General features: G+C 39.5%; 26 protein-coding genes. 10 read left to right on the top strand and 16 right to left on the bottom strand.

Annotation, left to right across the window (positions count from 1 at the left end; translation table 11 throughout):
- Positions 1-23 precede the first annotated feature (23 nt).
- Positions 24-1,697 carry a methyl-accepting chemotaxis protein gene (locus tag K1I44_RS12075; RefSeq protein WP_219986282.1) on the top strand — a complete coding sequence of 558 codons (1,674 nt, stop codon included), beginning with the start codon at positions 24-26 and terminating at the stop codon, positions 1,695-1,697.
- 21 nt (positions 1,698-1,718) lie between these two features.
- Here the strand turns inward: K1I44_RS12075 and K1I44_RS12070 are convergent, their stop codons facing one another.
- On the bottom strand, positions 1,719-2,525 hold the full coding sequence (locus tag K1I44_RS12070) for a uroporphyrinogen-III synthase (protein WP_219986281.1): 807 nt from the start codon (positions 2,523-2,525) through the stop codon (positions 1,719-1,721).
- Positions 2,526-2,718: 193 nt separating this feature from the next.
- Here K1I44_RS12070 and K1I44_RS12065 point away from each other — a divergent pair, with 193 nt between their 5' ends.
- Entirely contained in the window at positions 2,719-4,026 is a 1,308-nt protein-coding gene (locus tag K1I44_RS12065; RefSeq protein ID WP_219986280.1) for an ATP-binding protein, read from the top strand.
- Between the two features lie 84 nt (positions 4,027-4,110).
- On the opposite strand, the gene K1I44_RS12060 is transcribed toward K1I44_RS12065, so the two are convergent.
- The 10 genes from K1I44_RS12060 to K1I44_RS12015 form a co-directional block, all read right to left on the bottom strand.
- The gene (locus tag K1I44_RS12060; RefSeq protein WP_003397268.1) at positions 4,111-4,551 is read right to left on the bottom strand and encodes a flavodoxin; all 441 of its coding nucleotides are present in this window, start codon (positions 4,549-4,551) and stop codon (positions 4,111-4,113) included.
- A gap of 131 nt (positions 4,552-4,682) precedes the next feature.
- On the bottom strand, positions 4,683-6,539 hold the full coding sequence (locus tag K1I44_RS12055) for a PTS fructose transporter subunit IIABC (RefSeq protein ID WP_219986279.1): 1,857 nt from the start codon (positions 6,537-6,539) through the stop codon (positions 4,683-4,685).
- On the bottom strand, positions 6,536-7,459 hold the full coding sequence (gene pfkB / locus K1I44_RS12050) for a 1-phosphofructokinase (RefSeq protein WP_219986278.1): 924 nt from the start codon (positions 7,457-7,459) through the stop codon (positions 6,536-6,538). The genes K1I44_RS12055 and pfkB overlap by 4 nt, the downstream gene beginning before the upstream one ends.
- On the bottom strand, positions 7,456-8,208 hold the full coding sequence (locus tag K1I44_RS12045) for a DeoR/GlpR family DNA-binding transcription regulator (protein WP_003397272.1): 753 nt from the start codon (positions 8,206-8,208) through the stop codon (positions 7,456-7,458). Before K1I44_RS12045 ends, pfkB begins: the two co-directional genes overlap by 4 nt.
- Before the next feature lie 153 nt (positions 8,209-8,361).
- Entirely contained in the window at positions 8,362-10,188 is a 1,827-nt protein-coding gene (locus K1I44_RS12040; protein ID WP_370628000.1) for a bifunctional diguanylate cyclase/phosphohydrolase, read from the bottom strand.
- A gap of 164 nt (positions 10,189-10,352) precedes the next feature.
- Positions 10,353-10,934, bottom strand: a complete 582-nt coding sequence (locus K1I44_RS12035) for a DUF5317 domain-containing protein (RefSeq protein ID WP_219986277.1) — start codon at positions 10,932-10,934, stop codon at positions 10,353-10,355.
- Positions 10,935-11,126: 192 nt separating this feature from the next.
- Positions 11,127-12,611: a glycerol kinase GlpK gene (gene glpK / locus K1I44_RS12030; RefSeq protein WP_219986276.1), complete on the bottom strand. Its 1,485-nt coding sequence runs from the start codon at positions 12,609-12,611 to the stop codon at positions 11,127-11,129.
- A gap of 123 nt (positions 12,612-12,734) precedes the next feature.
- Positions 12,735-13,298: a glycerol-3-phosphate responsive antiterminator gene (locus K1I44_RS12025; protein WP_219986275.1), complete on the bottom strand. Its 564-nt coding sequence runs from the start codon at positions 13,296-13,298 to the stop codon at positions 12,735-12,737.
- Complete coding sequence (locus K1I44_RS12020; RefSeq protein ID WP_219986274.1) at positions 13,295-13,696, bottom strand: secondary thiamine-phosphate synthase enzyme YjbQ; 402 nt, start codon at positions 13,694-13,696, stop codon at positions 13,295-13,297. The genes K1I44_RS12025 and K1I44_RS12020 overlap by 4 nt, the downstream gene beginning before the upstream one ends.
- A gap of 115 nt (positions 13,697-13,811) precedes the next feature.
- On the bottom strand, positions 13,812-14,060 hold the full coding sequence (locus K1I44_RS12015) for a hypothetical protein (RefSeq protein WP_003398930.1): 249 nt from the start codon (positions 14,058-14,060) through the stop codon (positions 13,812-13,814).
- 247 nt (positions 14,061-14,307) lie between these two features.
- On the opposite strand from K1I44_RS12015, the gene cspD reads away from it, so the two are divergent.
- Together cspD and K1I44_RS12005 are read left to right on the top strand one after the other, a co-directional pair.
- Positions 14,308-14,508, top strand: a complete 201-nt coding sequence (gene cspD / locus K1I44_RS12010) for a cold-shock protein CspD (RefSeq protein WP_003398931.1) — start codon at positions 14,308-14,310, stop codon at positions 14,506-14,508.
- A gap of 112 nt (positions 14,509-14,620) precedes the next feature.
- Positions 14,621-14,899, top strand: coding sequence for a DUF2564 family protein (locus tag K1I44_RS12005; RefSeq protein ID WP_219986273.1), 279 nt, complete (start codon positions 14,621-14,623; stop codon positions 14,897-14,899).
- Positions 14,900-14,929: 30 nt separating this feature from the next.
- Here the strand turns inward: K1I44_RS12005 and K1I44_RS12000 are convergent, their stop codons facing one another.
- Both K1I44_RS12000 and K1I44_RS11995 read right to left on the bottom strand, forming a co-directional pair.
- Entirely contained in the window at positions 14,930-15,121 is a 192-nt protein-coding gene (locus K1I44_RS12000) for a zinc-finger domain-containing protein (protein ID WP_003398933.1), read from the bottom strand.
- The gene (locus tag K1I44_RS11995) at positions 15,121-15,780 is read right to left on the bottom strand and encodes a ribonuclease H family protein (RefSeq protein ID WP_219986272.1); all 660 of its coding nucleotides are present in this window, start codon (positions 15,778-15,780) and stop codon (positions 15,121-15,123) included. The genes K1I44_RS12000 and K1I44_RS11995 overlap by 1 nt, the downstream gene beginning before the upstream one ends.
- 104 nt (positions 15,781-15,884) lie before the next feature.
- Between K1I44_RS11995 and K1I44_RS11990 the strand changes: the two genes are divergently transcribed.
- Together K1I44_RS11990 and K1I44_RS11985 are read left to right on the top strand one after the other, a co-directional pair.
- Positions 15,885-16,568 carry a queuosine precursor transporter gene (locus K1I44_RS11990; RefSeq protein WP_219986271.1) on the top strand — a complete coding sequence of 228 codons (684 nt, stop codon included), beginning with the start codon at positions 15,885-15,887 and terminating at the stop codon, positions 16,566-16,568.
- A gap of 59 nt (positions 16,569-16,627) precedes the next feature.
- Positions 16,628-17,524 (top strand): DMT family transporter, encoded by an 897-nt coding sequence (locus K1I44_RS11985; protein ID WP_003398937.1) that lies wholly within the window; start codon positions 16,628-16,630, stop codon positions 17,522-17,524.
- Here K1I44_RS11985 and K1I44_RS11980 read toward each other — a convergent pair.
- A complete protein-coding gene (locus K1I44_RS11980; protein WP_003398938.1) occupies positions 17,519-17,989 on the bottom strand; it encodes a divergent PAP2 family protein in 471 nt (156 codons plus the stop codon). The genes K1I44_RS11985 and K1I44_RS11980 overlap by 6 nt on opposite strands.
- A 68-nt stretch (positions 17,990-18,057) precedes the next feature.
- Here K1I44_RS11980 and K1I44_RS11975 point away from each other — a divergent pair, with 68 nt between their 5' ends.
- Positions 18,058-18,189: a hypothetical protein gene (locus tag K1I44_RS11975; RefSeq protein WP_003398939.1), complete on the top strand. Its 132-nt coding sequence runs from the start codon at positions 18,058-18,060 to the stop codon at positions 18,187-18,189.
- A 24-nt stretch (positions 18,190-18,213) separates the two neighbouring features.
- Here the strand turns inward: K1I44_RS11975 and acnA are convergent, their stop codons facing one another.
- Entirely contained in the window at positions 18,214-20,922 is a 2,709-nt protein-coding gene (gene acnA / locus K1I44_RS11970) for an aconitate hydratase AcnA (RefSeq protein WP_219986270.1), read from the bottom strand.
- Positions 20,923-21,091: 169 nt separating this feature from the next.
- On the opposite strand from acnA, the gene sspO reads away from it, so the two are divergent.
- On the top strand, positions 21,092-21,241 hold the full coding sequence (sspO, locus tag K1I44_RS11965) for a small acid-soluble spore protein O (RefSeq protein WP_003398943.1): 150 nt from the start codon (positions 21,092-21,094) through the stop codon (positions 21,239-21,241).
- A 17-nt stretch (positions 21,242-21,258) separates the two neighbouring features.
- On the opposite strand, the gene K1I44_RS11960 is transcribed toward sspO, so the two are convergent.
- Positions 21,259-21,519, bottom strand: a complete 261-nt coding sequence (locus K1I44_RS11960; RefSeq protein WP_003398944.1) for a hypothetical protein — start codon at positions 21,517-21,519, stop codon at positions 21,259-21,261.
- A gap of 112 nt (positions 21,520-21,631) precedes the next feature.
- Between K1I44_RS11960 and K1I44_RS11955 the strand changes: the two genes are divergently transcribed.
- Both K1I44_RS11955 and K1I44_RS11950 read left to right on the top strand, forming a co-directional pair.
- Entirely contained in the window at positions 21,632-21,775 is a 144-nt protein-coding gene (locus K1I44_RS11955) for a small acid-soluble spore protein P (RefSeq protein WP_003398946.1), read from the top strand.
- Positions 21,776-21,853: 78 nt separating this feature from the next.
- The gene (locus K1I44_RS11950) at positions 21,854-22,291 is read left to right on the top strand and encodes a DUF2621 domain-containing protein (protein ID WP_003398947.1); all 438 of its coding nucleotides are present in this window, start codon (positions 21,854-21,856) and stop codon (positions 22,289-22,291) included.
- Positions 22,292-22,440 lie beyond the last annotated feature (149 nt).

The following is a 22,440-nucleotide window of genomic DNA, read 5'->3' as shown; positions in this document are numbered from 1 at the left end:
CAAATAGGAACAGGAGGAAAATCATGAGTATTAGCCGAAAAATCCTTTCATTTTTTTTCGCTGTTTCGTTGTTCGTCATATGTATGGGGGCATTCCAACTATTTAGAATGAATGAAACAAATAATATGTATAACCGTTTAATCAACCATCGTTTTGATATAATTACGAAAACAGATGAAATGGTTACTTCTTTTTATGAGGAAAGAAAAGATGTGCTCACTTATCTACTATTAAAAGATGACAAATTTTTAAGGAGCTACGAAGAACAAAGAAAACAATTTTATAAAAATTACGAACAAATCAACTCAACGTTATCAACAGAAGAAAGTAAAGCAATCGTCAATCAGCTACAGCAACTGGAATATCAATATTTTCTACTCGTGCAACAATTTTTACGCACAGCTCATGAACAAGAACGCGCACATGTTGTCACCGAACTACAAAAAACAGGCGAACTCTTTTTACAAACAGCAGAACAAATGTTGCAACGACAAAAAGCACTACTGAAAGATGATCAACAACGTGTTAAACAGTACACGAAACAAACATACACAATCGTTTTTACATGTATCGTATTTCTCGCTCTGTTCGGTAGCACTTCTTCTTTTTTAATCAGTCGTCGGATCGCCAAACCAATTCACCTCGTTTCTGCTGAACTTCAGCATATAGCCAAACAAGATTTATCTTCCCCACCTTTATCCGTTCAAACAAAAGACGAAACGAAGCATATGGTGCAATCCATTAACGACATGAAAGCAAAATTAAAAGAGACGATTCAAATGATGAAAGACGTATCTTTCCAAATCGCATCGCAAGCGGAGCAATTTGCAGCAAGCGCAGAACAAAGTACACAATCAGCAGAAAAAGCGGCAGAAATGGCGGAACTCACATTTACAGAAGCACAGAAACAGCTACACATGTTGCAACAATGTGATTTGTCATTACGCGAACTAGCAATAGGAATGAATCAAATCGCAGAAAGTAGCGAGGACTTACTGACTTCAGCTGAGCGAGCACATGACTCAGTCAATAAAGGAAAACAGGCCATTCAAACTGTTACAGCACAAGCACACGACATGCGTGATGCAATGTTTACGACAAAAGCACTCGTTGATTCCCTAGAGCACCATTCAGAGAAAATTGAGAAAATTACAAATGTGATCACCGCCATTGCGGAACAAACTAATTTACTTGCCTTAAATGCTGCTATTGAAGCCGCGCGAGCCGGTGATCACGGAAAAGGATTTGCTGTGGTAGCTGACGAAGTACGTAAGCTATCTGAGCAATCAAAAGAAGCGGCAAAAGAAATCGAAGCAATGCTAGATAGAATAAAAATGGAAACAAAAAAAGTATCGCAATCCATGGAACAGAATACAAGAAAACTCGTTGATGGCGAAACATATTACGACACCGCAGAACGCTCGTTTCGCGCAATTGACGAGTCCGTGGAACAAGTGTTTTCTAAAGTGCAAACCACATCGGCAGCTATCGAGCAAATGACCGCCATTTCCAACGAACTAACTCAAACAATGAATCAACTGAAGCAACTTTCTGAGCAAGTGATGCAAAGAAGCAAAGAAAGCACAATAACAGTTGAAGAACAATTAGCTATGAACGAACAAATCACTTCTAGTGCCCAAACGCTTGCCACACTCGGTGAGCAACTCCGCACAACGGTTGAGTCATTTCGTACGTAGACGTGCCACATTTGTGCACGTCTACATCATGCTATAGTGCTTTGCTAACTCGATGACCATTGCTCCCATTCTTTCATGAGCCGGTGCGATCACACGATTAATTCCTTCCTCTTGTAACGCTTCTTTCGTTACTTTCCCAACAGCAACAGCTACGATATCTTCGGCAAAAGCCTGCTTAATCTGTTCGACATATCCGTGCTCACGAACAAATGAGAAGAAAAAGCGGACTTGAATCGCTGATGTAAAACAAACCGCTTGCACAGCACGGGAAATAATGTCATCAGTAAGCTGCTTCATTACATCGAATGTAGGCAGAGTATGTCGATATGGCCATATTTCCTTATATAAAGCCCCTCGCTTAACTAAAAATTGTTGTAATGATGGAATGGAATCCCCATAAAGCTGAACAACAACTTTTTTACTTTTCCAGTCGACTTCTTGTAATGCGCGGATCAAACCTTTTGTTGTTCCATCGTCTGCACATATGCGAGGGGTAATTCCGTATGTACGTAATACATTCATCGTTTTATAACCACGCACCGCTACATGTGCACGACGAATGGACTGAAGCAGTAATTGTTCAATCCCGTATTCCTTCGCCTTCTCGATCAATGCTTCCACACCAATTCCCGTTGTAAAAATAAACCAATCATTTTGTTCGTGAACGATGTGATGAAGATGTTGTTCTAACTCTTCATTCAAAAATGTCGTTCCTTGGGCGGGTCGCGAAATCGGAATACCTCCTTGTTTGACAATAAGCGCGCTCATTTCTTCAATTTTTCGTGAAGCACATAGCACAATCTTTTTGTTTGCTAATGCCTTTTCCATACGTCATCCCCCTTTTTCTTCCCATCATACCATATAAAAGTGAAAAGTAGCGCAAAATTTGTTGAATCTTGACATAAAACATCGAACTGTTTTGTGTTCACAACGTAACTACATTAGCTTACAATGTAAAAGAAATCATTCGACGGAAATATTCGTATTATTCTGAAATACATGTCGAAAGGAGCGGGCTTATATGCCCCCACTAATTAAAGAAGTATTGCTCAACCTATTTTTTATTATATTAGCGTTGCTAATTGTTCCTATTTGGCTTGAAGAACGTCGTATATCCGATCGCTTAAAGGCCATTTTAAAAACGTTTTCAATCGGCATATGTATTGTCTTTTGTATGACGTTCCCTATTCAAACAACAAACTGGTTCATTTTTGATTTACGGCAAGTGGCGATTTGGATTGGTGGCTTGTACGGTGGGGCGTTCTCTACCCTTTTTCTTGCGATGATCACTGTGATTTATCGGATGATGATTGGTGGAACAGAAGGTATTATCGTCACAATGATCGTCACGACAACTCAATTCATCGTCTGTTTATTTTTTTATAAAAAGTTTCAAACACATTTATCTTCCAAACAACGAATTACCACCATTACTGCTCTATCGGTTGGAACAGCTGTTTTAACGATCGTATTATCTCATATATGGATGAATGATGAGCAACAGCTTATCCATATGCTTTCGACATATTTTCCAGCTCAACCACTTACAGCATTTTTAGGTTCCTATATTACCGAGACGATTCAAAAACATAGCGATCTTCGACGTCGTATCATTCGCGCTGAGAAAATGGAAGTTGTTGGACATTTAGCTGCTTCCATTTCACATGAAGTACGAAACCCGTTAACTGTATCTAGAGGATTTATGCAATTGTTGTTACAAAGTGAACGAGTAAACTATAAGGATAGACAATATATTCAAATTGCCATTGAGGAAATTGATCGCGCGGAAGCAATCATTACAGATTATTTGACATTTGCTAAACCTGCGCCAGAACATGTCGAAAAATTAAATGTCAAAACCGAAATTGAGCGAGTCATTGATATTTTACGTCCTCTTGCAAACATGAGTAGTATCGAAATTCAACCTTCCCTTTTGCCATTTGCCGTAAAAGGAGAGCGTCAAAAATTTCAACAATGTTTACTGAACGTAATGAAAAACGCTATTGAAGCTATGCCGAACGGAGGAACGTTGCGTATTAACGTATCGATTGATAAAGATTATGTGTTGATTCATATCGGTGATACCGGAGTTGGAATGACAAAAGAACAAATTGAACGTCTAGGTGAACCTTACTTTACAACAAAAGGAACGAAAGGGACAGGCCTTGGAATGATGGTTGTTTACCGCATTGTTGAAACAATGAAAGGCGATTTGTTTATTCATAGTGAAATCGGTCAAGGAACAGACGTATATATGTACTTTCCTTCATATTATAAATCAGATGTTGAAAAATCATCTAAACGCTCTGTTGAACAAGTTAGCTGCTAATTTGTTCTTTTTCTTTTTTTAAATTTTAATTTGATTATTTAGAACATAGTTTAATTAAATAAAGGTCGTGTACGAAACGACCTTTTACAACTGTTTGGCAAAATTACGACCGAACGCAATACATAGTTGCTTTTCTTCATTTGTCGGCGTCAATTCTACTTTCAGTCCCTCGAGGACGACTTCTGCGCCGCGCTCCTGTAATTTTTCAATTAAAATGTCGACAGCTGCACCATACTTCTCATAACTTGAATCGCACGAACCGAAAACAGCAGCTTTTTTGCCTGTTAAATTAACATCATCTAGTTCATCGTAAAAATCTAAAAAATCATCAGGTAATTCTCCATCTCCCCATGTGTACGCCCCCAGCAAAATCCCGTCATATTGTTCAAGCTCTACCGCTACGGCATCTAACACTTCTTTTACATTCAACTCAATCCCTTGTTCACGAACCCCTTCGGCAATCGCTTCAGCCATCTCTTCTGTATTCCCTGTCATGCTTGTAAATATCATTATTGCTTTTGGCATGCATAGCCCCCCTATGTATATAAGTGATAATTATTTTCAATAATTATATTAAATGATAATGATTATCTTTGTCAATTTTTTAAAAAGAAAAAAACGCGCGATGTTGTCATCGCACGCTTACTTTTTATCTATCATTCTTTTACTTCTTTTTTCCATAATCCAACCATAAACGCTGTCACAAGTGAACCAACTAAAATCGCAAGTACATATAACAATGGATTTCCTTTTACGATTGGGATAACGAAAATGCCACCATGTGGTGCAGGAAGACCGATGCCAAACATCATTGTTAACGCTCCTGCGATAGCTGAACCGACAATAATTGATGGAATGACGCGCCCTGGGTCAGCTGCAGCGAACGGAATAGCCCCTTCTGTAATAAACGAAGCTCCCATAATGTAGCACGTCTTTCCTGCTTCCCTTTCTGCTTTTGTAAATTTCTTTTTAAACAGCGTTGTTGCGAGCGCTAATCCTAAAGGAGGAACCATTCCACCTGCCATAATGGCTGCATGTGGAGCGTAGTTTCCTGCATCAATCATCGCAATTCCAAACGTAAACGCTGCTTTATTAATCGGTCCTCCCATGTCAACCGCCATCATTCCTCCAAGAATGAGACCAAGGAGAATGAGGTTGCCTGTACCCATATTTTCAAGCCATGTCTTCATTCCTTCATTTAACGCTTTTACCGGATCAATAACGACGTACATCATAATAAGTCCTGTAAGTAGTATACCGAATAACGGATAAAGAAGAACAGGTTTAATTCCTTCGAGTGATTGTGGCAAACGACTAAACCATTTTTTTAACGCTACAACAAGATATCCTGCTAAAAAGCCTGCGATTAATCCGCCTAAAAAACCAGCACCACCATTCGCTGCCATAAATCCTCCGACCATCCCTGGCGCAAATCCTGGACGGTCCGCAATGCTCATTGCAATGAAGCCAGCCAATACAGGAATCATGAGTGCGAAGGCACTGCCGCCACCAATGTCCATCAACGCTTTGGCGATTGGATGGAACGACGGATCGTTCGGATCAAACGCCTTAATACCGAAAATAAACGAAATTGCGATTAAAATACCACCACCGACAACGAACGGAAGCATATTGGATACGCCGTTCATTAAATGCTTATAAAAGCCTGTTCGTTCTTTTGGAATATACGAATGATTCCCACCGCTTGCTCGATAAATTGGAGCATCTTGTTTTAAGGCGCGATCAATGAGTTGCTCTGGTTTACGGATCGCATCAGCAACCGGTACTTGAATAACATGTTTACCGTCAAATCGATCCATTTCTACTTGTTTATCTGCTGCAACGATAATCGCCACGGCTTCTTCAATGTCTTGCTTTGTTAACTCGTTTTTCACACCGCTTGAACCGTTTGTTTCTACTTTAATATCGACTCCCATTTCTTTAGCTTTTGCCTTTAAAGCATCAGCAGCCATATACGTATGCGCAATCCCTGTCGGACAAGCTGTAACAGCCAATATTCTCTTTTTGCCAAACTGTTGTTTTTCTTCTGTCATCGTTTCCCCCTCCTTTTCTTGGATCGCTTGAATAATGTCGTACTTTGTTGAAGCGTTTTCAATTTTCGAACGGAATGATGCGTCCATTAACAACGTCGATAACCGAGAGAGCGCTTCCAAATGTGTGTCATTTGCTCCTTCAGGCGCTGCGATCATAAAAAACAAGTGGCTTCGTTTTCCGTCTAACGCATCGTAGTCAATTCCTTCTTTTGAGCGCCCAAAAACAACCGCCGGAGTACGAACTGCTTTCGTTTTCGCATGTGGAATAGCAATTCCTTCACCAATTCCTGTCGTACTTTGCGCCTCTCGTGCAAAAATCGCTTCTAGAAACATTTCGCGATCATACAATTTCCCCGTCTTCTCTAGCACATCTGCTAATTCCTCGATGACTTCTGTTTTTGTTTTTGACTTCAAATCAAGGACAATTGTATCTTCTGTCAATATATCCGTAATCCTCATACAGCATCCTCCATTCTTGTAATAGTCACTTCACTTAACAAACGATGAACCCCGTCCTCCGTACATAAATCTTCAGAAAAAGCTGTTGCACTACCAGCCGCAACGCTATATCGAAACGCCTCCTCAAGTGTTGCTTCGTTTACATATGCAGCCAAAAATCCAGCCACCATAGAATCACCAGCCCCGACGGAATTTCTTACTGTCCCTTTCGGAGCTTGAGCGACTAATATTACGTCTTTATGAAACAAAATCGCTCCATCTCCTGCCAATGATACAATGACATGTTGAACACCATGTTCAATTAGTTTTTTTCCACATTCAATGATCTGATGTCGACTATGAATATCTATTTCAAACAATTCTCCGAGTTCAACTTGGTTTGGCTTAAGTAAAAACGGCTCGTATGCAATCGCTTGTTTCAACGCGTTTCCACTCGTATCAACAACAACAGCTACCCGTTGTTTTTTTGCTTCTTCGATCATCCTTATATAAAAAGCATCGTCAACGGACGGTGGAAGACTTCCACCTAGTACGAGAATATCGCCTTTTTTTAGTTGTTTTATTTTAGCGATTAGCGCTTCTTTATGTTCGTCACTAATCGCAGGCCCTTCACCGTTAATTTCAGTTTCTTTTTCCCCTTTTAACTTAATGTTTAATCTCGTCTGTCCTGCTACAGTAATAAAATCTGTTAAAATATGCTCCCGTTTTAATTCATCAGAAATAAATTGCCCTGTAAATCCTCCGACAAAACCGAGTGCAACGTTATGGACATTTAATCGTTTCAATACACGCGATACGTTAATTCCTTTCCCCCCGGGGAAGTATGCTGTTTTTGTTGCACGATTTAATTGCCCTATCTCGATCTGTTGTGCTTCAACAATATAATCAACGGAAGGATTTAATGTACATGTATAAATCATGCTTTCACAACCTCTACTGTCGTTTTTGCTTCGTACATTGCTAGTAATTCTTCATCGGTTTCATTCGTAATCATCGTAGCTTCCTGTAATTCGGCAATTTTAGCAAACGTACTTTCGTTAAGTTTTGAATGATCCGCTAATACGAAAGCTTGTCGAGATAAATGAATGGCTGTTTGTTTCATAAACGCTTCTTCCGGATCAGGAGTCGTATAGCCAGAATCAATATGAACACCGTTTACACCGATAAAACATTTGTCGAAGCTATATTGTTGCAACGAATGGATCGCTCCTCGGCCAATTAGCGCATTCGTTTTTTTCTTCACGAACCCCCCAACAAGATACGTTGGAATATTTCTTTCTAACAGCGCTTCAATGTGCATAATACCGTTTGTCACGACGACAATATCTTTCGCTTCAATATAAGGGATCATCTGCCATGTCGTTGTTCCTGCATCCAAATAAACGCAGTCCCCGTCTTGAATCAAGCTTGCGGCATATTTACCAATAAGTTGTTTTTCATGAATGTTTTTAGTCGATTTTTCAAAAACGCTTAACTCTTCTCTTTTTTGCTGTAATAACGCCGCACCACCATGGACACGCTTTAGCTTTTTTTGTTTTTCTAGTTGACTTAAATCGCGCCGAATTGTTGATTCTGAACATTGTGTAGCTTCAACAAATTCATGCAACTTTACGACTTCTTTTTCTTGCAACAACTGTAAAATAACACGATGTCGTTCCGGTGTTAACAACTCTACACCTCCTTATTTTAAATCGCTTACATCTTTATCATATCGGACTATAGGTAAAAAATCAATCAAATTCAATCAATTTAAATCAAAAATAATCATATTATTTCACAATACATTCAAAAACGTTCATTTTTCAGAAAAATAAAAACTGCCTCATGTTGAGACAGTCTCATCTGTACGTATGATTTTTTCGGGATAATATTCTTCAATCATTTGGATAAATGGCTCGACGTATTGAGGATCAAATTGCGTACCAGAACAACGGCGCAATTCAACAATCGCTTCGGAGAATGTTTTTGTTCGTTGATACGGGCGGTCTGTCGTCATCGCATCGAATGAGTCAATGATGCACAAAATACGAGCTAATTTTGGCATTTCCTCTCCTTTTAGCCCATAAGGATAACCTCGTCCATCGTAACGCTCATGATGAAGTTCAACAAGTGGAATCACTTCTTCAAAACGACCATCGGAGAGAACAATTTCTTTCCCCCATATGACGTGTTTTTTCATCATTTCCCATTCATCTGGATCCAGTTTGCTTGTTTTATTAATAATATCGCGGGAAACTTCAATTTTCCCAATATCATGAACGAGTGCCCCTAAAACGAGGGTTCGTTTCTCTTCTTCTGTAAGAGGAAGACGATCACTAAACTCCATTGCATATGTAAATACACGTTTACTATGACGGTATGTATACACGTCTTTATAAAGCAACAGTTTCAACTGCTCTTCAATGGCATCTAAGTCTTCTTTAAATTTCAATGCATCACGGGATATTCTTTTCGCATCGTACAGTTGTACGTTATTTTTCCCTTGTGCCTTTGAATAATAAAGTGCCTGGTCTGCTTTATGTAACAGTTCGCTTTCTTCATACATATCTGATTCATATTCAGCAATTCCACATGAAAACGAAATACAACGATATGGAAGGCGCTCCACTCCAACAAATGGTGTATCGTTTAGCTTTTTTCGTAATCCATCCATGAAAGCTGCTGCCTCATGCTTTGATGTTTTCGGTAAAATGATCGCAAACTCTTCTCCTCCGTATCGCGCAACTGTAAAACCACGCTCTTTCGTTTCATTTTTTAAATATTCCCCAACAAATTTTAACAACCGATCGCCTTGCACATGACCATGATAATCATTATATTTTTTAAAATCATCTAAATCTAAAAAAGCGAGCGAAAGCTGATCACCTGCTTTTTTTGTCTCCTGAAATAGTTCCTTTAAGTAATCTTTAAAATATCCGTGGTTATATAAGCCGGTGAGGTAGTCTTTATTTGCTTGATTGGACATTTCTTGATACCACTCGAGCACTTTTCCAAACGTAATGGATAACAAAACAACTAAAACTGTAAATAAAAATAACCCAAAAAAGCCTTCGCTATCAATTAAAATAATAAGCACTAAAGAAAGAAGAAGGGTGACGAGGTAGATAAACAGTACTTCTTTTAAAAGGCCTAAATTGAATACCCCGGTAAACCTAGATTTTGCAGAGCGATAAAATCCAATTAAGATAGTTACATTAATTGTAAAATACACAACCAAACTCAAAAGGTATGGATATAAATTATATACAACATCCCCTCCTACCTCTCCATTCAGAAAAACAAACGAAAAGCTTGTAGCAAATATCATAATTAAATACATAAAAAAATTTAGTAGGTGAGCCCATATTGGAATCGTTCGATTGTATATAATTTGAATTAAATAGAATAATAGAAATACCCAAAAAGACACCGTTAATCCGAAATGAAGAACCGACGCCAAGAATATGGCAGAATCCATAGAAAACGAGCTTTTATTTGGGATAATTTGTATTTCAAAACGACTCAATATGTATGAGGAAATAGATAAAAAATAAATCCATACCCATTCTTCAAGTGTGGGGAAAGGAACAGGAGAACTAAATACCCCACCACTCAACGCACAAGCCAATATCCCTAAAACACAGATATACATTCTTGATTGGATTGTCATACACTAATCACTCATCCTAAAACATATTTTCTGAAAATATAAAATAAAGGGAGTAATCCTCCCCCCTTATCCGATTACTTTAATAGCAGAAGTCAACGCAACAACAACAGAGCCAATAACAAGTAAATTAATAAGTACGTTTTTTACGCGTGCGTTCATGTTTTTCACCTCCCTTCATGTGTAGGTTGAAGAGAATCTGTTTGCTTTTCTTTCATCATTAAGTATTGAATAAATAAAAAGACACCGATATTCATCACCACATCGCCAATACTAATCACTTTTGCTCGTGGATAAGGTGGTGCTAGCGGAATAATGTCCCCTAGAAAAGGGAAAATCGTGTCAGCAGTAATAGCTGTATGCTTCCCATAGAGCCCCGTTTTCAAAAGCTCAACATACTCTTGTCCTAAAACAGCTTGCGTAGCTTCAAGTGATACAGGCATTCTACCGCCATTTAAAGCAATAACAACGAAATTCAAAAGCACACCAGCAAAAATCGTTTTCATCCCCGGATAATGACGATTAAGCCAAATGAACGTTAATCCAATGATGTAAACAATAATAAATGTGATATTACTCATATTCGCTAAAATAGTGATACGATCCTGCAACAAGAAAAAAATCCATTGCACAAGCAGTAAGATTGGAAAAACCCAACCTCCTTTTAACTTCAAAGTTGCGATGCCTTTGAAATTACCTCCACGAAATAAACCAATGAGAATACCTAAAATAATTCCATCGTATACCATACAGCCCTCACATTTCTTCGGAAAACAAAATTTTTTCTTTTTGTTGATTATAATAGCACATTTTTTTCGCTATGGAAACGGTTATATTGACGAAATATTTTGTTTTTCTTTTTGATTATTTAGAACATAGTTTTATTGAATAATTTAGAATAAAAATAAAACCGACTGCCTAAAAAGCAGCCGGTTTTATTTTTATTTAAACGCTTGTGCCGCGCGCACGGCTTTTTTCCATCCATCATATAATCGTTGTTGGGCATCAGCGCTCATTTTTGGTTCGAAAGCACGCTCAATATTCCACTGTTTCGCAATTTCTTCTCTGCTTTCCCAATATCCAACTGCAAGACCTGCCAAATAAGCAGCACCGAGGGCGGTAGTTTCATTCACAATCGGTCTCTCGACTGGTACGCCAAGAATATCGCTTTGAAACTGCATTAAAAAGTTGTTTTTTACAGCCCCACCATCTACTCGTAACGTTTTCAACGTAATACCTGCATCCGCTTCCATGGCTGTTAATACATCTTTCGTTTGGTATGCGAGTGACTCAAGTGTTGCACGAATGAAATGTTCCTTCGTTGTTCCGCGCGTTAAACCAAATACAGCACCTCGTACATCACTATCCCAGTATGGTGTGCCAAGGCCTACAAACGCTGGTACAACATATACCCCATCCGTCGAGTGTACTTTTACTGCATATACTTCGCTATCTTTCGCTTCTTTAATCATTCTTAGCCCATCTCGCAACCATTGAATGGCAGACCCAGCGACGAAAATGCTTCCTTCTAGCGCATATTCGACCTTTCCATCAATTCCCCATGCAATCGTCGTTAACAAACCATGATCCGATTGCACGGCTTTTTCCCCTGTATTCATCAACATAAAACAACCTGTTCCATACGTGTTTTTCGCCATACCTTCTTCAAAGCACGCTTGCCCAAACAAAGCTGCCTGTTGATCCCCTGCAATTCCAGCGATCGGTACTTCTTGCCCGAAGAAATGGTACGGTGCTGTATGTGCGTAAATTTGTGAAGATGGTCGAACATCTGGTAGCATCGCTTTTGGCACATGCAAAATGTTAAGAAGTTCATCATCCCACTTCTGCTCATAAATGTTGAACATTAACGTTCTTGACGCATTCGAGTAGTCTGTCACATGTGCTCTCCCCCCGGACAATTTCCAAGTGAGCCATGTATCAATTGTTCCAAACAACAAATCCCCACGTTCTGCTTTTTCGCGCGCCCCCGCAACATGATCTAAAATCCATTTAACTTTTGTTCCTGAGAAATACGCATCAATTAGCAAACCTGTTTTCTGACGAAATAGGTCATCGTATCCATTCTTTTTCAACTCTTCGCAAATTTGTGCTGTCTGGCGCGATTGCCACACGATGGCATTATATATTGGCTGGCCTGTTTGCTTATCCCACACGACTGTCGTTTCACGCTGGTTTGTTATACCGATGGCAGCAACTTGTTTCGGCTCAACAGCTGCTTCTGATAATACTGTTGCAATAACAGCTAAAATTGATCCCCAAATTTCATTTGGATTATGTTCAACCCATCCTGGTTGGGGAAAATATTGTGTAAATTCTTTTTGAGCAATGTGCACAACTTCCCCTTTTTGATTAAACAAAATGGCACGTGAACTCGTCGTTCCTTGATCAAGAGCTAAAATGTACATGCACGTATCCCCCTTACAAAAAAAGACCCACAACGCAATTCATAACGGCGCGTGTGAGTCTCCCTTTCTCCATCACTAACATTATTAACTTAACTATAAGACTAATTGATTTTGAAAACGTTGTCAATATGTTTGTTGCGGGGCGAAATATCGCCAAAGTTCGACATTTGATGTCGTTACTGCTACCGCCCCTGCAGCAAGTGCTGCTTCAACTTCGCTTTCGTTTTCAATCAACCCTCCAGCGACTATTTTTTTACTTGTTCGTTCATGAAGTTTGGAAATAACTTTTGGCACGACACCAGGTAATACCTCGATATAATCAGGATTTGTTTTTTCTACGAGTTGAACGCTTCTTTCAAAGGCATTTGAATCGATAATAAATGTTCGTTGAATCGCGATGACTCCCTTTTGTTTTGCTTTTGTAATCACACTGCTTTTTGTAGAAATCAATCCGTACGGCCTCACAAGTTGGCATAAAAACTCCGTGGCATACTCATCACTTTTTAACCCTTGTATCAAATCAACATGGAGAAACATCTTTTTCCCGTGTTCATTCGCATATGCATATACACTTTTCAACATGCCAACATGAATGTCTAAAAAAACGCCATACTCATAATTCATTTTGATTAATTTATCAAAATCTTTCATTGAACGTACAGCTGGTAAAATACGTTGTCCATTCATCCTTCGATCACCTTTGTATAAAACGTGCGAGTCCTTGGCCCATCGAACTCGCAAAAATAAACGCCTTGCCACGTACCAAGAAGTAACTGACCTTTTGTCACAATGACGTGTACAGACGATCCGACAGTACTTGCTTTCATATGAGCGGCTGTATTTCCTTCACTATGCCGATCCATCGAATGATACCATGGATATAATTCATCGAAACGACGGATCATATCCCGTGTCACATCAGGATCGGCATTTTCATTAATCGTTATCCCCGCGGTCGTATGCGGGCAATAAACAACTACCATTCCTTCTTGAACCCTAGTTTCTGTGACGAATGATTGGACAAAAGAAGTAATGTCTACAAATTCATCCCGTTTTTGTGTATGAATGGTCCATTGTTTCAACATTATAACTTCCCACCTTTATGCTGCATATACATACATTATACATATTTTCATTTTCTTTGACGAGGAGCTTCCCGACATAAACGAATAGGGAAGTTAGCACCAACCATGTTGAGTTTTACTCATACACATGATGGGATGGGATAATATAATCTACTGAAATGACAGGCAAATCATGTTGTTCGACGGACGCGACGATAAATCCCTGCTTGCTTACAATACCAAATTGTTCTTTCTGTTGGTCAAATGCAGCTTCACTAAATGCTAAAACCGTTTGGTATAGCTTTTCTTGATCGATCTTTTGTCTCCGTACATGGTTGCTTAACTTAATAATTACTTCTTTTCCATGAATTTTACCACGATACATACCGCTCACTCCTTTCCATACGTCTTACTGTTAATGTTATGCACTTATAGTAAAAATCCTCCTACAAAAAAATTTTTTGAAAAAATCGCCTTTTTGTCTTGACTCTTCCTTGTCTTTCGTGTATAGTCTAATTATCATCTAACTGAATATATGTCCTGCACCAAATGGTTGCTGTGAGTATATTCCGTTATATGAAAAATTTGTTCATTAGCCTTTTGGCTAAAAGGTATTAGGAGGATTCAGTATTATGCAAAACGGTAAAGTAAAATGGTTTAACAACGAAAAAGGTTACGGATTCATCGAAGTTGAAGGTGGAGACGATGTATTCGTACACTTCACAGCAATCCAAGGTGAAGGCTACAAAACATTAGAAGAAGGTCAAGCTGTTTCTTTTGAAATCGTTCAAGGAAACCGTGGCCCTCAAGCTGCAAACGTAGTGAAATTATAATCGTCTGAGATGATTCATATATAGCTCGACGAAAAGACCAGCATATGCTGGTCTTTTTTATTACATACTCTCCCCTCCCCACACCAATACTATAAAACGAGGAGGGATGACGATGACACAAAATCCAAAACATCCGCATGTTCAGTCAAATAGCGTATTTACTAAAATCGAACATGCGCATTTAGCAGTTGAATCAGCAAAAAAAATGGTTGCAGCAGCAACGATGAGCCTAGACGAACAAGCTTTCACACACGCAAAACAAGCGATCGAAAATGCAAAAGAGGTGATCGCTCGTGTCAAGACGAACACGGAAGATCCGTTGTTGTTACAGTGCGAGAAAGAGCTAACAAATGCCCATCACCAACTATTAGAAACGATGAACCATATGTAGCAATAAGGTGTCCCGAATAAATGGGACACCTTATTGCACGTTCTGTTTAACAAGTAACTTGCCACATTGCTGAATTTTCCACCCTATTGTACACGTTTGAATACAAAACGATTGTGCATATGATTTTCCTCTTTCTTTCCGAAGAGTACTTTTTACAAAACATCCTTCACAATACGTATCTAACAGTTCGTTTAGTTGAAACAACACATCTTTCCGCTTCATCACCCACGCTCCAGTTGTATTGTACTTCTAATTATCGTTCCATGAAGTGCTTGTGTCGCCAACTGATCCGCTTCACCGTTTTCTTTTCTAACAATTGGCTCATAAATTGGTGAAATACCGAGTCTCTTCATTTTCTGTTCAATTCGTTCAACCCATCTCCCTTCTTCGGAAAATACAGGCCATTCACCAGACAGTTGATGAAAAACAACGTGTGCATCACCTCTGAAAACGACTGGCAAATGATGCACACCAAGATGTTCAAGCTGTTCAAGTAAAAAGTGAAATGCTGCATACTCCGCTTCATTGTTTGACTCAAGCTCATCTAACTGCGCATTTACACGCGTACGAAATTTCGCACCATTTTGTTTATAATAAATAACAATCCCAACTCCTGCTTTCTTACGTTGACGATCAAAACCACCGTCAAAATATGCAATAACATCATGCGGCTCTGTTTCTACTTTTTTCATTAGTTTAGACAACTCTTTTTTCGACCACGACACACCACGATCATCATAAAATAAAAGCTGCTTTACTCTTCCAGTTTTCTCTATGTCTTCCGCAATAGCTAGTGCTTCCTCTACATTCATTTCTTTAGATGTCCATACCGTCTCTTTTTTGTTCCGCGTTACATATGTCCACTCGATAAATACCTTCATATCGCTCACCCTTTCTTTTTTTATTATAACAGTTTAGACAAAAAAACTTCTCAGTTGTATAATATCGTTTGTGTCTTTATATTTTCATACGAGGAGGGATCACCATGTTTAATGAAATACTCGGGCTTTTTTCTGTTATCGTTACATTTTCACTAGTTGTGCTCATTTATCGTTTCTTTGGTCGCTCTGGTTTATTCGTATGGATCGGCTTTTCTACTGTTGTCGCTAACTTACAGGTTGTCAAAACAGTTGAACTTCTTGGTATGACAGCTACACTTGGAAACGTCATGTATGGAACTGCATTTTTAGTAACGGATATTTTAAGTGAAAAATATGGAAAGAAAGAAGCGCAGAAAGCCGTTTGGCTTGGCTTTTTCACGCTCATTTCTTTAACGGTCGTGATGCAAATTGCCCTATCATTTAAACCACACTCAAGCGACTTTGCTCAGCCAGCATTAGAAACGATTTTCGGTTTATTACCACGCATCGCACTTGGAAGTTTGCTTGCTTTTTTCATTAGCCAGTCACTCGATGTTTACCTATTTCACTGGCTTAAAAAGAAGTTTCCACGCGATTCCCAACTCTGGATTCGCAATAATGGAAGTACAATGATTAGCCAATTGGTCGATACGTTCGTTTTTACATCGATTGCATTTCTTGGTGTGTTTCCATTCAGTAATTGGCTCCAAATTTTTATAACGACGTACGTACTGAAATGGATTGTCGCAATGTTGGATACGCCGTTTGTATATGTCGCAAAAAAAATATCCCCAAAGTATCCGGAATGATGGTAAAATGTTGTATGAGACTTTTGTCTTATACAACATTTTTTGTAAAGGAGCGAAATATGAAGTACAAAGCGGACGCTAGTTTATTGTTTGTTGCATTTGTTTGGGGTGCTACGTTTGTCGTCGTTCAAAACGCTATCTCTTTTTTGCCTCCATTATTGTTTAATGCCGTACGTTTTGCGATCGCAAGTATGTTGTTATGGATTTGGATATTCGTTTTCGAACGGAAACCGCTTGATCGACAACTCATACGCGCTGGGGTTATGCTCGGTGTTTGGCTATGTCTTGGATATGCTCTTCAAACGATCGGCCTACTGTATACTACATCTTCAAAGGCTGGATTCATTACTGGATTAAATGTTGTTCTCGTGCCTTTTTTTGCACTTATTATTTTAAAACAAAAACTTTCATTTAATGCAGTGGCTGGCAGTATATTAGCTACGTGCGGTCTATATCTTTTGACTTCCAGTGAAAGCATAACAATAAATAAAGGAGATTTATTCGTCTTTTTATGTGCTATCGCATTTGCATTACATATCGTTTCAACGAGCATATATGCAACAAAATTTTCACCCGTCCTACTAACAGCCGTTCAAGTCCAAACTGTATCGATTCTCTGTCTTATATGTTCATATTTGTTCGAAGACTGGTCTCTTATTCCGCTTACTACTTTTTTTGAATTTGACGTATGGATGGCTTTACTCATCACTGCACTGTTCGCAACAACGATTGCTTTCTTTATTCAAACGCATTTTCAACAATATACATCACCGACACGTGTTGCCTTAATTTTCGCTTTAGAACCTGTTTTCGCTGCTTTAACTGCATATATATGGAATGATGAACGTCTCCAGCAAGCAGCTTTATTTGGTGCTGCACTTATTTTATTGGGAATGATTTTGTCTGAACTTCCTCAACAAATATGGCAAAGAAAAAAGAGCGCTCGTCTGTCATAGCGAGCGCCTTCGTCTGCCAATTACATATGATAATCCACCTGTAACGATGCCGAGAAGTGCCCCACCAACCACTTCAATCGGTTGATGACCGAGTCGCTCGCGCAACAATTCTTTCCTCCGATCAATTGTTCCATCGTTTTGGTCACCGTTTAGTCGCTTTATTTCCTCTGTTAACTCATTTACTCGTATGGCTAGCTCCCCTGCCTGATAACGCACTCCTTGCGCGTCGTACATAACGATTAATCCAAAAACGGCCGAAAGTGCGAAATCTATACTATGCACCCCTCGCTTTAGAGCAACGTATGTAGCAAGGGAGGCAACACCTGCAGAATGTGAACTTGGCATGCCACCCGTCTCAAAAAAAATGTTCCAGTCCCATTTTTTCGTTTTTCTTTTTGCGAACGGAATTTTTAAAAATTGAGCTAGTGCAATTGTACATAATGCCGTTTGAATGGCTCGATTCATATTCTTGCCCCCTCTTGTATATTATTTTTTGAAAAAGACGGATACAATATGCACAGGAGGTGGACATGATGAGCAAAAATAATGGAAGAAATCGCGGACAAAACGCCCCAAGCGTCAACCCACAAGGATATGATGCGACGTTTACTCCTGACCCAAAAAGCGCATTAGAACAGGCTGCGAAAAAGACGAATAAAAAATAAAGAAGAGAGCGATTCGCTCTCTTCTTATCGTTTCAATTTCTCACGTAACACCATCGGTAAAATGCCCCCATGGCGATAGTAGTCAATTTCTACTTCGCTATCGAAACGAACAAGTACTTCAAACTCTTTTTTGTTACCTTGCTCATCCGTCGCTGTTACTTTTACATAATCGCGCGGTTTTACGTTCTCGTCAATGTGTACTTCAAATACTTCTGTACCCGTCAATCCGAGTGTTTCCGCATTTTCACCTTCTTTGAATTGAAGCGGTAACACACCCATAAGCACAAGATTGGAACGATGGATGCGCTCAAAGCTTTCCGCAATAACCGTTTTAATACCAAGCAAATACGTTCCCTTTGCCGCCCAGTCACGCGAACTTCCCATTCCGTAGTCTTTACCAGCAATCACAACAAGACCTGTACCATCTTGCTTGTACTTCATGCATGCGTCGTAAATCGACATGACTTCGCCTGTTGGCCAGTATGTTGTATAGCCGCCTTCTGTACCCGGAGCAATTTGGTTACGAATACGAATATTTGCAAACGTACCGCGCATCATTACTTCGTGGTTACCACGTCGAGATCCATACGAGTTAAAGTCTTTCGGATCGACACCTTTAGAAATTAAATATTGTCCTGCTGGCGTGTTTACACCGATTGATCCAGCTGGTGAAATATGGTCTGTTGTAACAGAGTCGCCAAATTTACCAACTACCCGTAATCCAGTAAGTGGTTTTACTTCTTCCACTTCTGGCGATAATCCCTCGAAGAATGGTGGATTTTGAATGTACGTTGAATTTTCATCCCATTGATAAAGCGGCTCGTCCGTCGTTTCAATCGCGTTCCATCGCGCGTTATCGTCGAATACTCGCTCGTATTCTTTACGGAACAATTCCGGTGTCACCGCTTTTTTCACAACTTCTTTCACTTCTTCTGTAGATGGCCAAATGTCGTTAAAGTACACATCATTGCCGTTTTGATCTTTACCGATCGGATCATTTAACAAATCGATGTCGACTGTTCCGGCAAGCGCATATGCTACGACAAGCGGCGGTGATGCTAAATAGTTTCCTTTGACGAGCGGATGAATACGCCCTTCAAAGTTTCGGTTACCAGACAATACGCTCGTGACAAGCAAATCGTTTTCGGCGATCGCTTTTTCAAGCTCCGGAGCAAGCGGACCAGAGTTACCGATACATGTTGTACAACCGTAACCAACGATATTAAAGCCAATTTGCTCTAGGTAAGGGAGAAGACCTGAATCTTTTAAATATCCTGTGACGACTTTCGAACCAGGTGCAAGTGACGTTTTTACGTATTTTGGTACTTTCAATCCTTTTTCCACCGCTTTTTTCGCTACTAAGCCTGCACCGATTAACACGTATGGGTTAGACGTGTTTGTACAGCTTGTAATTGCAGCAATCGCAATCGCACCTGTTTTCATTTTTACTTCTTCACCGTTTAACGTAACCGTCATTTCTTTATCAAAGTCTGCCTCAGTCAAGCCAAAACCTTGGTTTCCTTGCGGAGAAACGACAGCTTGGCGGAACGATTCTTTCATTTTTGAAAGCGGAATTAAATCTTGTGGACGTTTTGGTCCAGAAAGATTTGGCTCAATTTCCGATAAGTCGATTTCAACAACATCTGTAAATACAGGCTCCTGTGCATCCGGTGTATAGAACAAGCCGTTTGCTTTGCAATATGCTTCAACAAGTTGAACATGCTGCTCATCACGGCCTGTTAAACGTAAGTAATCAAGCGCTTCCGCATCGACTGGGAAGAAGCCGCACGTTGCCCCGTATTCAGGTGCCATGTTGGCTACTGTGGCGCGATCAGCCAATGGCAATGTGGCAACACCTGGACCGAAAAATTCAACGAACTTGCCGACAACTCCTTTTTTACGAAGCACTTGTGTTACTTTTAACGCAAGGTCTGTCGCTGTTGTACCGTTTGGCAATTTTCCTGTTAAACGTACACCGATCACTTCTGGTACTGGGAAATAGGAAGGTTGTCCGAGCATACCTGCTTCTGCTTCAATTCCACCAACACCCCAACCTAAAACACCGATGCCGTTAATCATTGTCGTATGGGAATCTGTACCTACAAGTGTATCCGGAAACGCTTCGTATTCACCGTTTTCTCCTTCAACAACGTGAACAACATTTGCTAAATACTCTAAGTTTACTTGATGCACAATACCTGTTGCAGGTGGGACAGCGCGATAATTACTAAACGCTTTTTGTGCCCATTTCAAAAACTTGTAACGTTCTGCATTGCGCTCAAACTCTAAATTCATGTTATATTCGAGCGCATCTTCTGTTCCAGCTTTATCAACTTGAACAGAGTGGTCAATAACGAGATCAACAGGAATTTCGGGGTTGATTTCATACGGATCTCCACCAATGTCTGCCATCGCTTTTCTCATTGAGGCCAAATCAACGACAGCGGGAACACCTGTAAAATCTTGCAAAATTACACGAGATGGTTTAAACGGGACGTCTACATCTTTTAATTCATTCGTTCCCCATTTTGCCAAATTCTCAACATGTTCCCTCGTAATAACCCGTCCGTCAACTTGACGAAGTACCGATTCAAGAAGTACTTTAATAGAATACGGAAGACGTGATACGTTTCCAACTCCTGCTTCTTCAAGCGCTTGCAAGCGATAGTAATGATATGTTTTTCCGTTTACCTCAAATGTAGAACGCGCTTGAAATACATCATTTTTTAACATTATGTATTACCCCCTTCTAACAAATCATCTTCTCCCAAACCCACAAAATTCCTACGCTTTTATCTTAATACAATGCTCTACATAAGTAAATAATAATTGTTTATAAGTTTCAGATAAATGCATATTTTTTTGCTCCTTTTCCAACAATAGTTGTAGGAGGTGAAAAAAGATGGTAAAAAGAAAAGCTAATCACGTTATTCCTGGCATGAATGATGCGAGCGCTCAAGGGAAAGGTGCGGGCTACAATGAAGAATTAACAAATGAACCGCTCACAGAAGCCCAGAAACAAAATAATAAGAAACGTAAAAAAAATCAATAATCCCGCTCAAGGCGGGATTATTCATACATATTTACCTCTTCCACAATCGCTTTCAAATCATGACGAAATTGTTCGAGTTGCTTGCGTTGTTTTTCAGAAGCTACTTCGAGCGCATTATTAATTTGTTCAAACGCCTCATTTACTTCTTGTTTCAGATGATGCAGCTGACTTCCGTAGTCTGCATCACTTTTCACAAGATGATCGTACCATTCTTTCGCCTCCATTGTTCCTTGTTGTGCAGCCTCAAACGCTTGTTGTTTATCTTTATGATATGGCATCCCATTCACTCCTCCTTTTTAATATTATCGTGCCTATTCATGAACGAAATATGCATAAATCCCAGTGATCGTGCCATCATATGAAGGAAATGAAGAAAAGGAGTGTACCTAAATGAACAAAAATACGGGAAAAGATATGCGTAAAAATGCACCGAAAGGAGATAACCCTGGACAGCCAGAACCGCTTAGCGGATCGAAAAAGGTCAAAAACCACAACCACACTCGCCAAAAACATAACTCAAGTCATGACATGTAAAAGAGCTGACCACAACGTCAGCTCTTTTACTTGATTCCGTCCTTATTTTTTTACATAATAAACGTTGAGGTGGAATGTATGCTAACAGGTTGGTTTTTATGGTTTATTTTATTTTGGGTCATTTTTCTTCTTGTGACGATGTCAATTGGTGGTTTTTTTATGTTTCGGAAATTTTTAAAACGTTTACCGAAAGAGGATGGGAAATCTGAATTAGACTGGCAGCAATATTACATTGATCAAACACGTCATCTGTGGACTGACGAGGAGAAAGCATTACTTGAAGATTTAGTCCGCCCTGTCCCCGAATTGTTTCGTGATGTTGCCCGTCAAAAGATAGCTAGTAAAATCGGAGAATTAGCTTTACAAGAACAAGCAAATCGAATTACGGAAGATTTAGTTGTCCGCGGCTATATTCTCGCTACTCCAAAACGTGATCATAAATTTTTAATTAAAGCACTACGCGATAAGCATATTGACTTTACAAAATACGAACATTTATTGACAAAAAAAAGCTAATCCTTTCTTTACCGAAGGATTACAGACTGTTGAAAAACGATTTTGTCAAGGACAAAATCGTTTTTCTTTTGTTAATATGTTAAAGGAAAACTATGAAGAAGGAGAGGTAGAAGTATGTACCGTCCTTTCTCCAAGTCAGAATTGAAAAA

It is taken from the genome of Anoxybacillus sp. ST4 (assembly GCF_019448545.1).
Lineage (GTDB): Bacteria > Bacillota > Bacilli > Bacillales > Anoxybacillaceae > Anoxybacillus > Anoxybacillus pushchinoensis.
Note: the sequence above shows the minus strand (reverse complement) of the source record. Positions and strands in the feature narration are given on the sequence as shown.

Coding starts and splice junctions, on each gene's coding strand:
- K1I44_RS11980 (WP_003398938.1), bottom strand. CDS start 17,989: ATGAATCGAGCCATTCAAACGGCATTATGTACAATTGCACTAGCTCAA.
- acnA (WP_219986270.1), bottom strand. CDS start 20,922: ATGTTAAAAAATGATGTATTTCAAGCGCGTTCTACATTTGAGGTAAAC.
- K1I44_RS12065 (WP_219986280.1), top strand. CDS start 2,719: ATGCCCCCACTAATTAAAGAAGTATTGCTCAACCTATTTTTTATTATA.
- K1I44_RS11995 (WP_219986272.1), bottom strand. CDS start 15,780: ATGAAGGTATTTATCGAGTGGACATATGTAACGCGGAACAAAAAAGAG.
- K1I44_RS11950 (WP_003398947.1), top strand. CDS start 21,854: ATGCTAACAGGTTGGTTTTTATGGTTTATTTTATTTTGGGTCATTTTT.
- K1I44_RS12075 (WP_219986282.1), top strand. CDS start 24: ATGAGTATTAGCCGAAAAATCCTTTCATTTTTTTTCGCTGTTTCGTTG.
- K1I44_RS12015 (WP_003398930.1), bottom strand. CDS start 14,060: ATGTATCGTGGTAAAATTCATGGAAAAGAAGTAATTATTAAGTTAAGC.
- K1I44_RS11990 (WP_219986271.1), top strand. CDS start 15,885: ATGTTTAATGAAATACTCGGGCTTTTTTCTGTTATCGTTACATTTTCA.
- K1I44_RS12000 (WP_003398933.1), bottom strand. CDS start 15,121: ATGAAGCGGAAAGATGTGTTGTTTCAACTAAACGAACTGTTAGATACG.
- K1I44_RS12070 (WP_219986281.1), bottom strand. CDS start 2,525: ATGGAAAAGGCATTAGCAAACAAAAAGATTGTGCTATGTGCTTCACGA.
- K1I44_RS12040 (WP_370628000.1), bottom strand. CDS start 10,188: ATGACAATCCAATCAAGAATGTATATCTGTGTTTTAGGGATATTGGCT.
- K1I44_RS11985 (WP_003398937.1), top strand. CDS start 16,628: ATGAAGTACAAAGCGGACGCTAGTTTATTGTTTGTTGCATTTGTTTGG.
- K1I44_RS11960 (WP_003398944.1), bottom strand. CDS start 21,519: ATGCCATATCATAAAGATAAACAACAAGCGTTTGAGGCTGCACAACAA.
- glpK (WP_219986276.1), bottom strand. CDS start 12,611: ATGTACATTTTAGCTCTTGATCAAGGAACGACGAGTTCACGTGCCATT.
- cspD (WP_003398931.1), top strand. CDS start 14,308: ATGCAAAACGGTAAAGTAAAATGGTTTAACAACGAAAAAGGTTACGGA.
- K1I44_RS12025 (WP_219986275.1), bottom strand. CDS start 13,298: ATGAATGGACAACGTATTTTACCAGCTGTACGTTCAATGAAAGATTTT.
- K1I44_RS12035 (WP_219986277.1), bottom strand. CDS start 10,934: ATGGTATACGATGGAATTATTTTAGGTATTCTCATTGGTTTATTTCGT.
- K1I44_RS11975 (WP_003398939.1), top strand. CDS start 18,058: ATGAGCAAAAATAATGGAAGAAATCGCGGACAAAACGCCCCAAGCGTC.
- K1I44_RS12055 (WP_219986279.1), bottom strand. CDS start 6,539: ATGAGGATTACGGATATATTGACAGAAGATACAATTGTCCTTGATTTG.
- K1I44_RS12060 (WP_003397268.1), bottom strand. CDS start 4,551: ATGCCAAAAGCAATAATGATATTTACAAGCATGACAGGGAATACAGAA.
- K1I44_RS12020 (WP_219986274.1), bottom strand. CDS start 13,696: ATGTTGAAACAATGGACCATTCATACACAAAAACGGGATGAATTTGTA.
- pfkB (WP_219986278.1), bottom strand. CDS start 7,459: ATGATTTATACATGTACATTAAATCCTTCCGTTGATTATATTGTTGAA.
- sspO (WP_003398943.1), top strand. CDS start 21,092: ATGGTAAAAAGAAAAGCTAATCACGTTATTCCTGGCATGAATGATGCG.
- K1I44_RS12005 (WP_219986273.1), top strand. CDS start 14,621: ATGACACAAAATCCAAAACATCCGCATGTTCAGTCAAATAGCGTATTT.
- K1I44_RS11955 (WP_003398946.1), top strand. CDS start 21,632: ATGAACAAAAATACGGGAAAAGATATGCGTAAAAATGCACCGAAAGGA.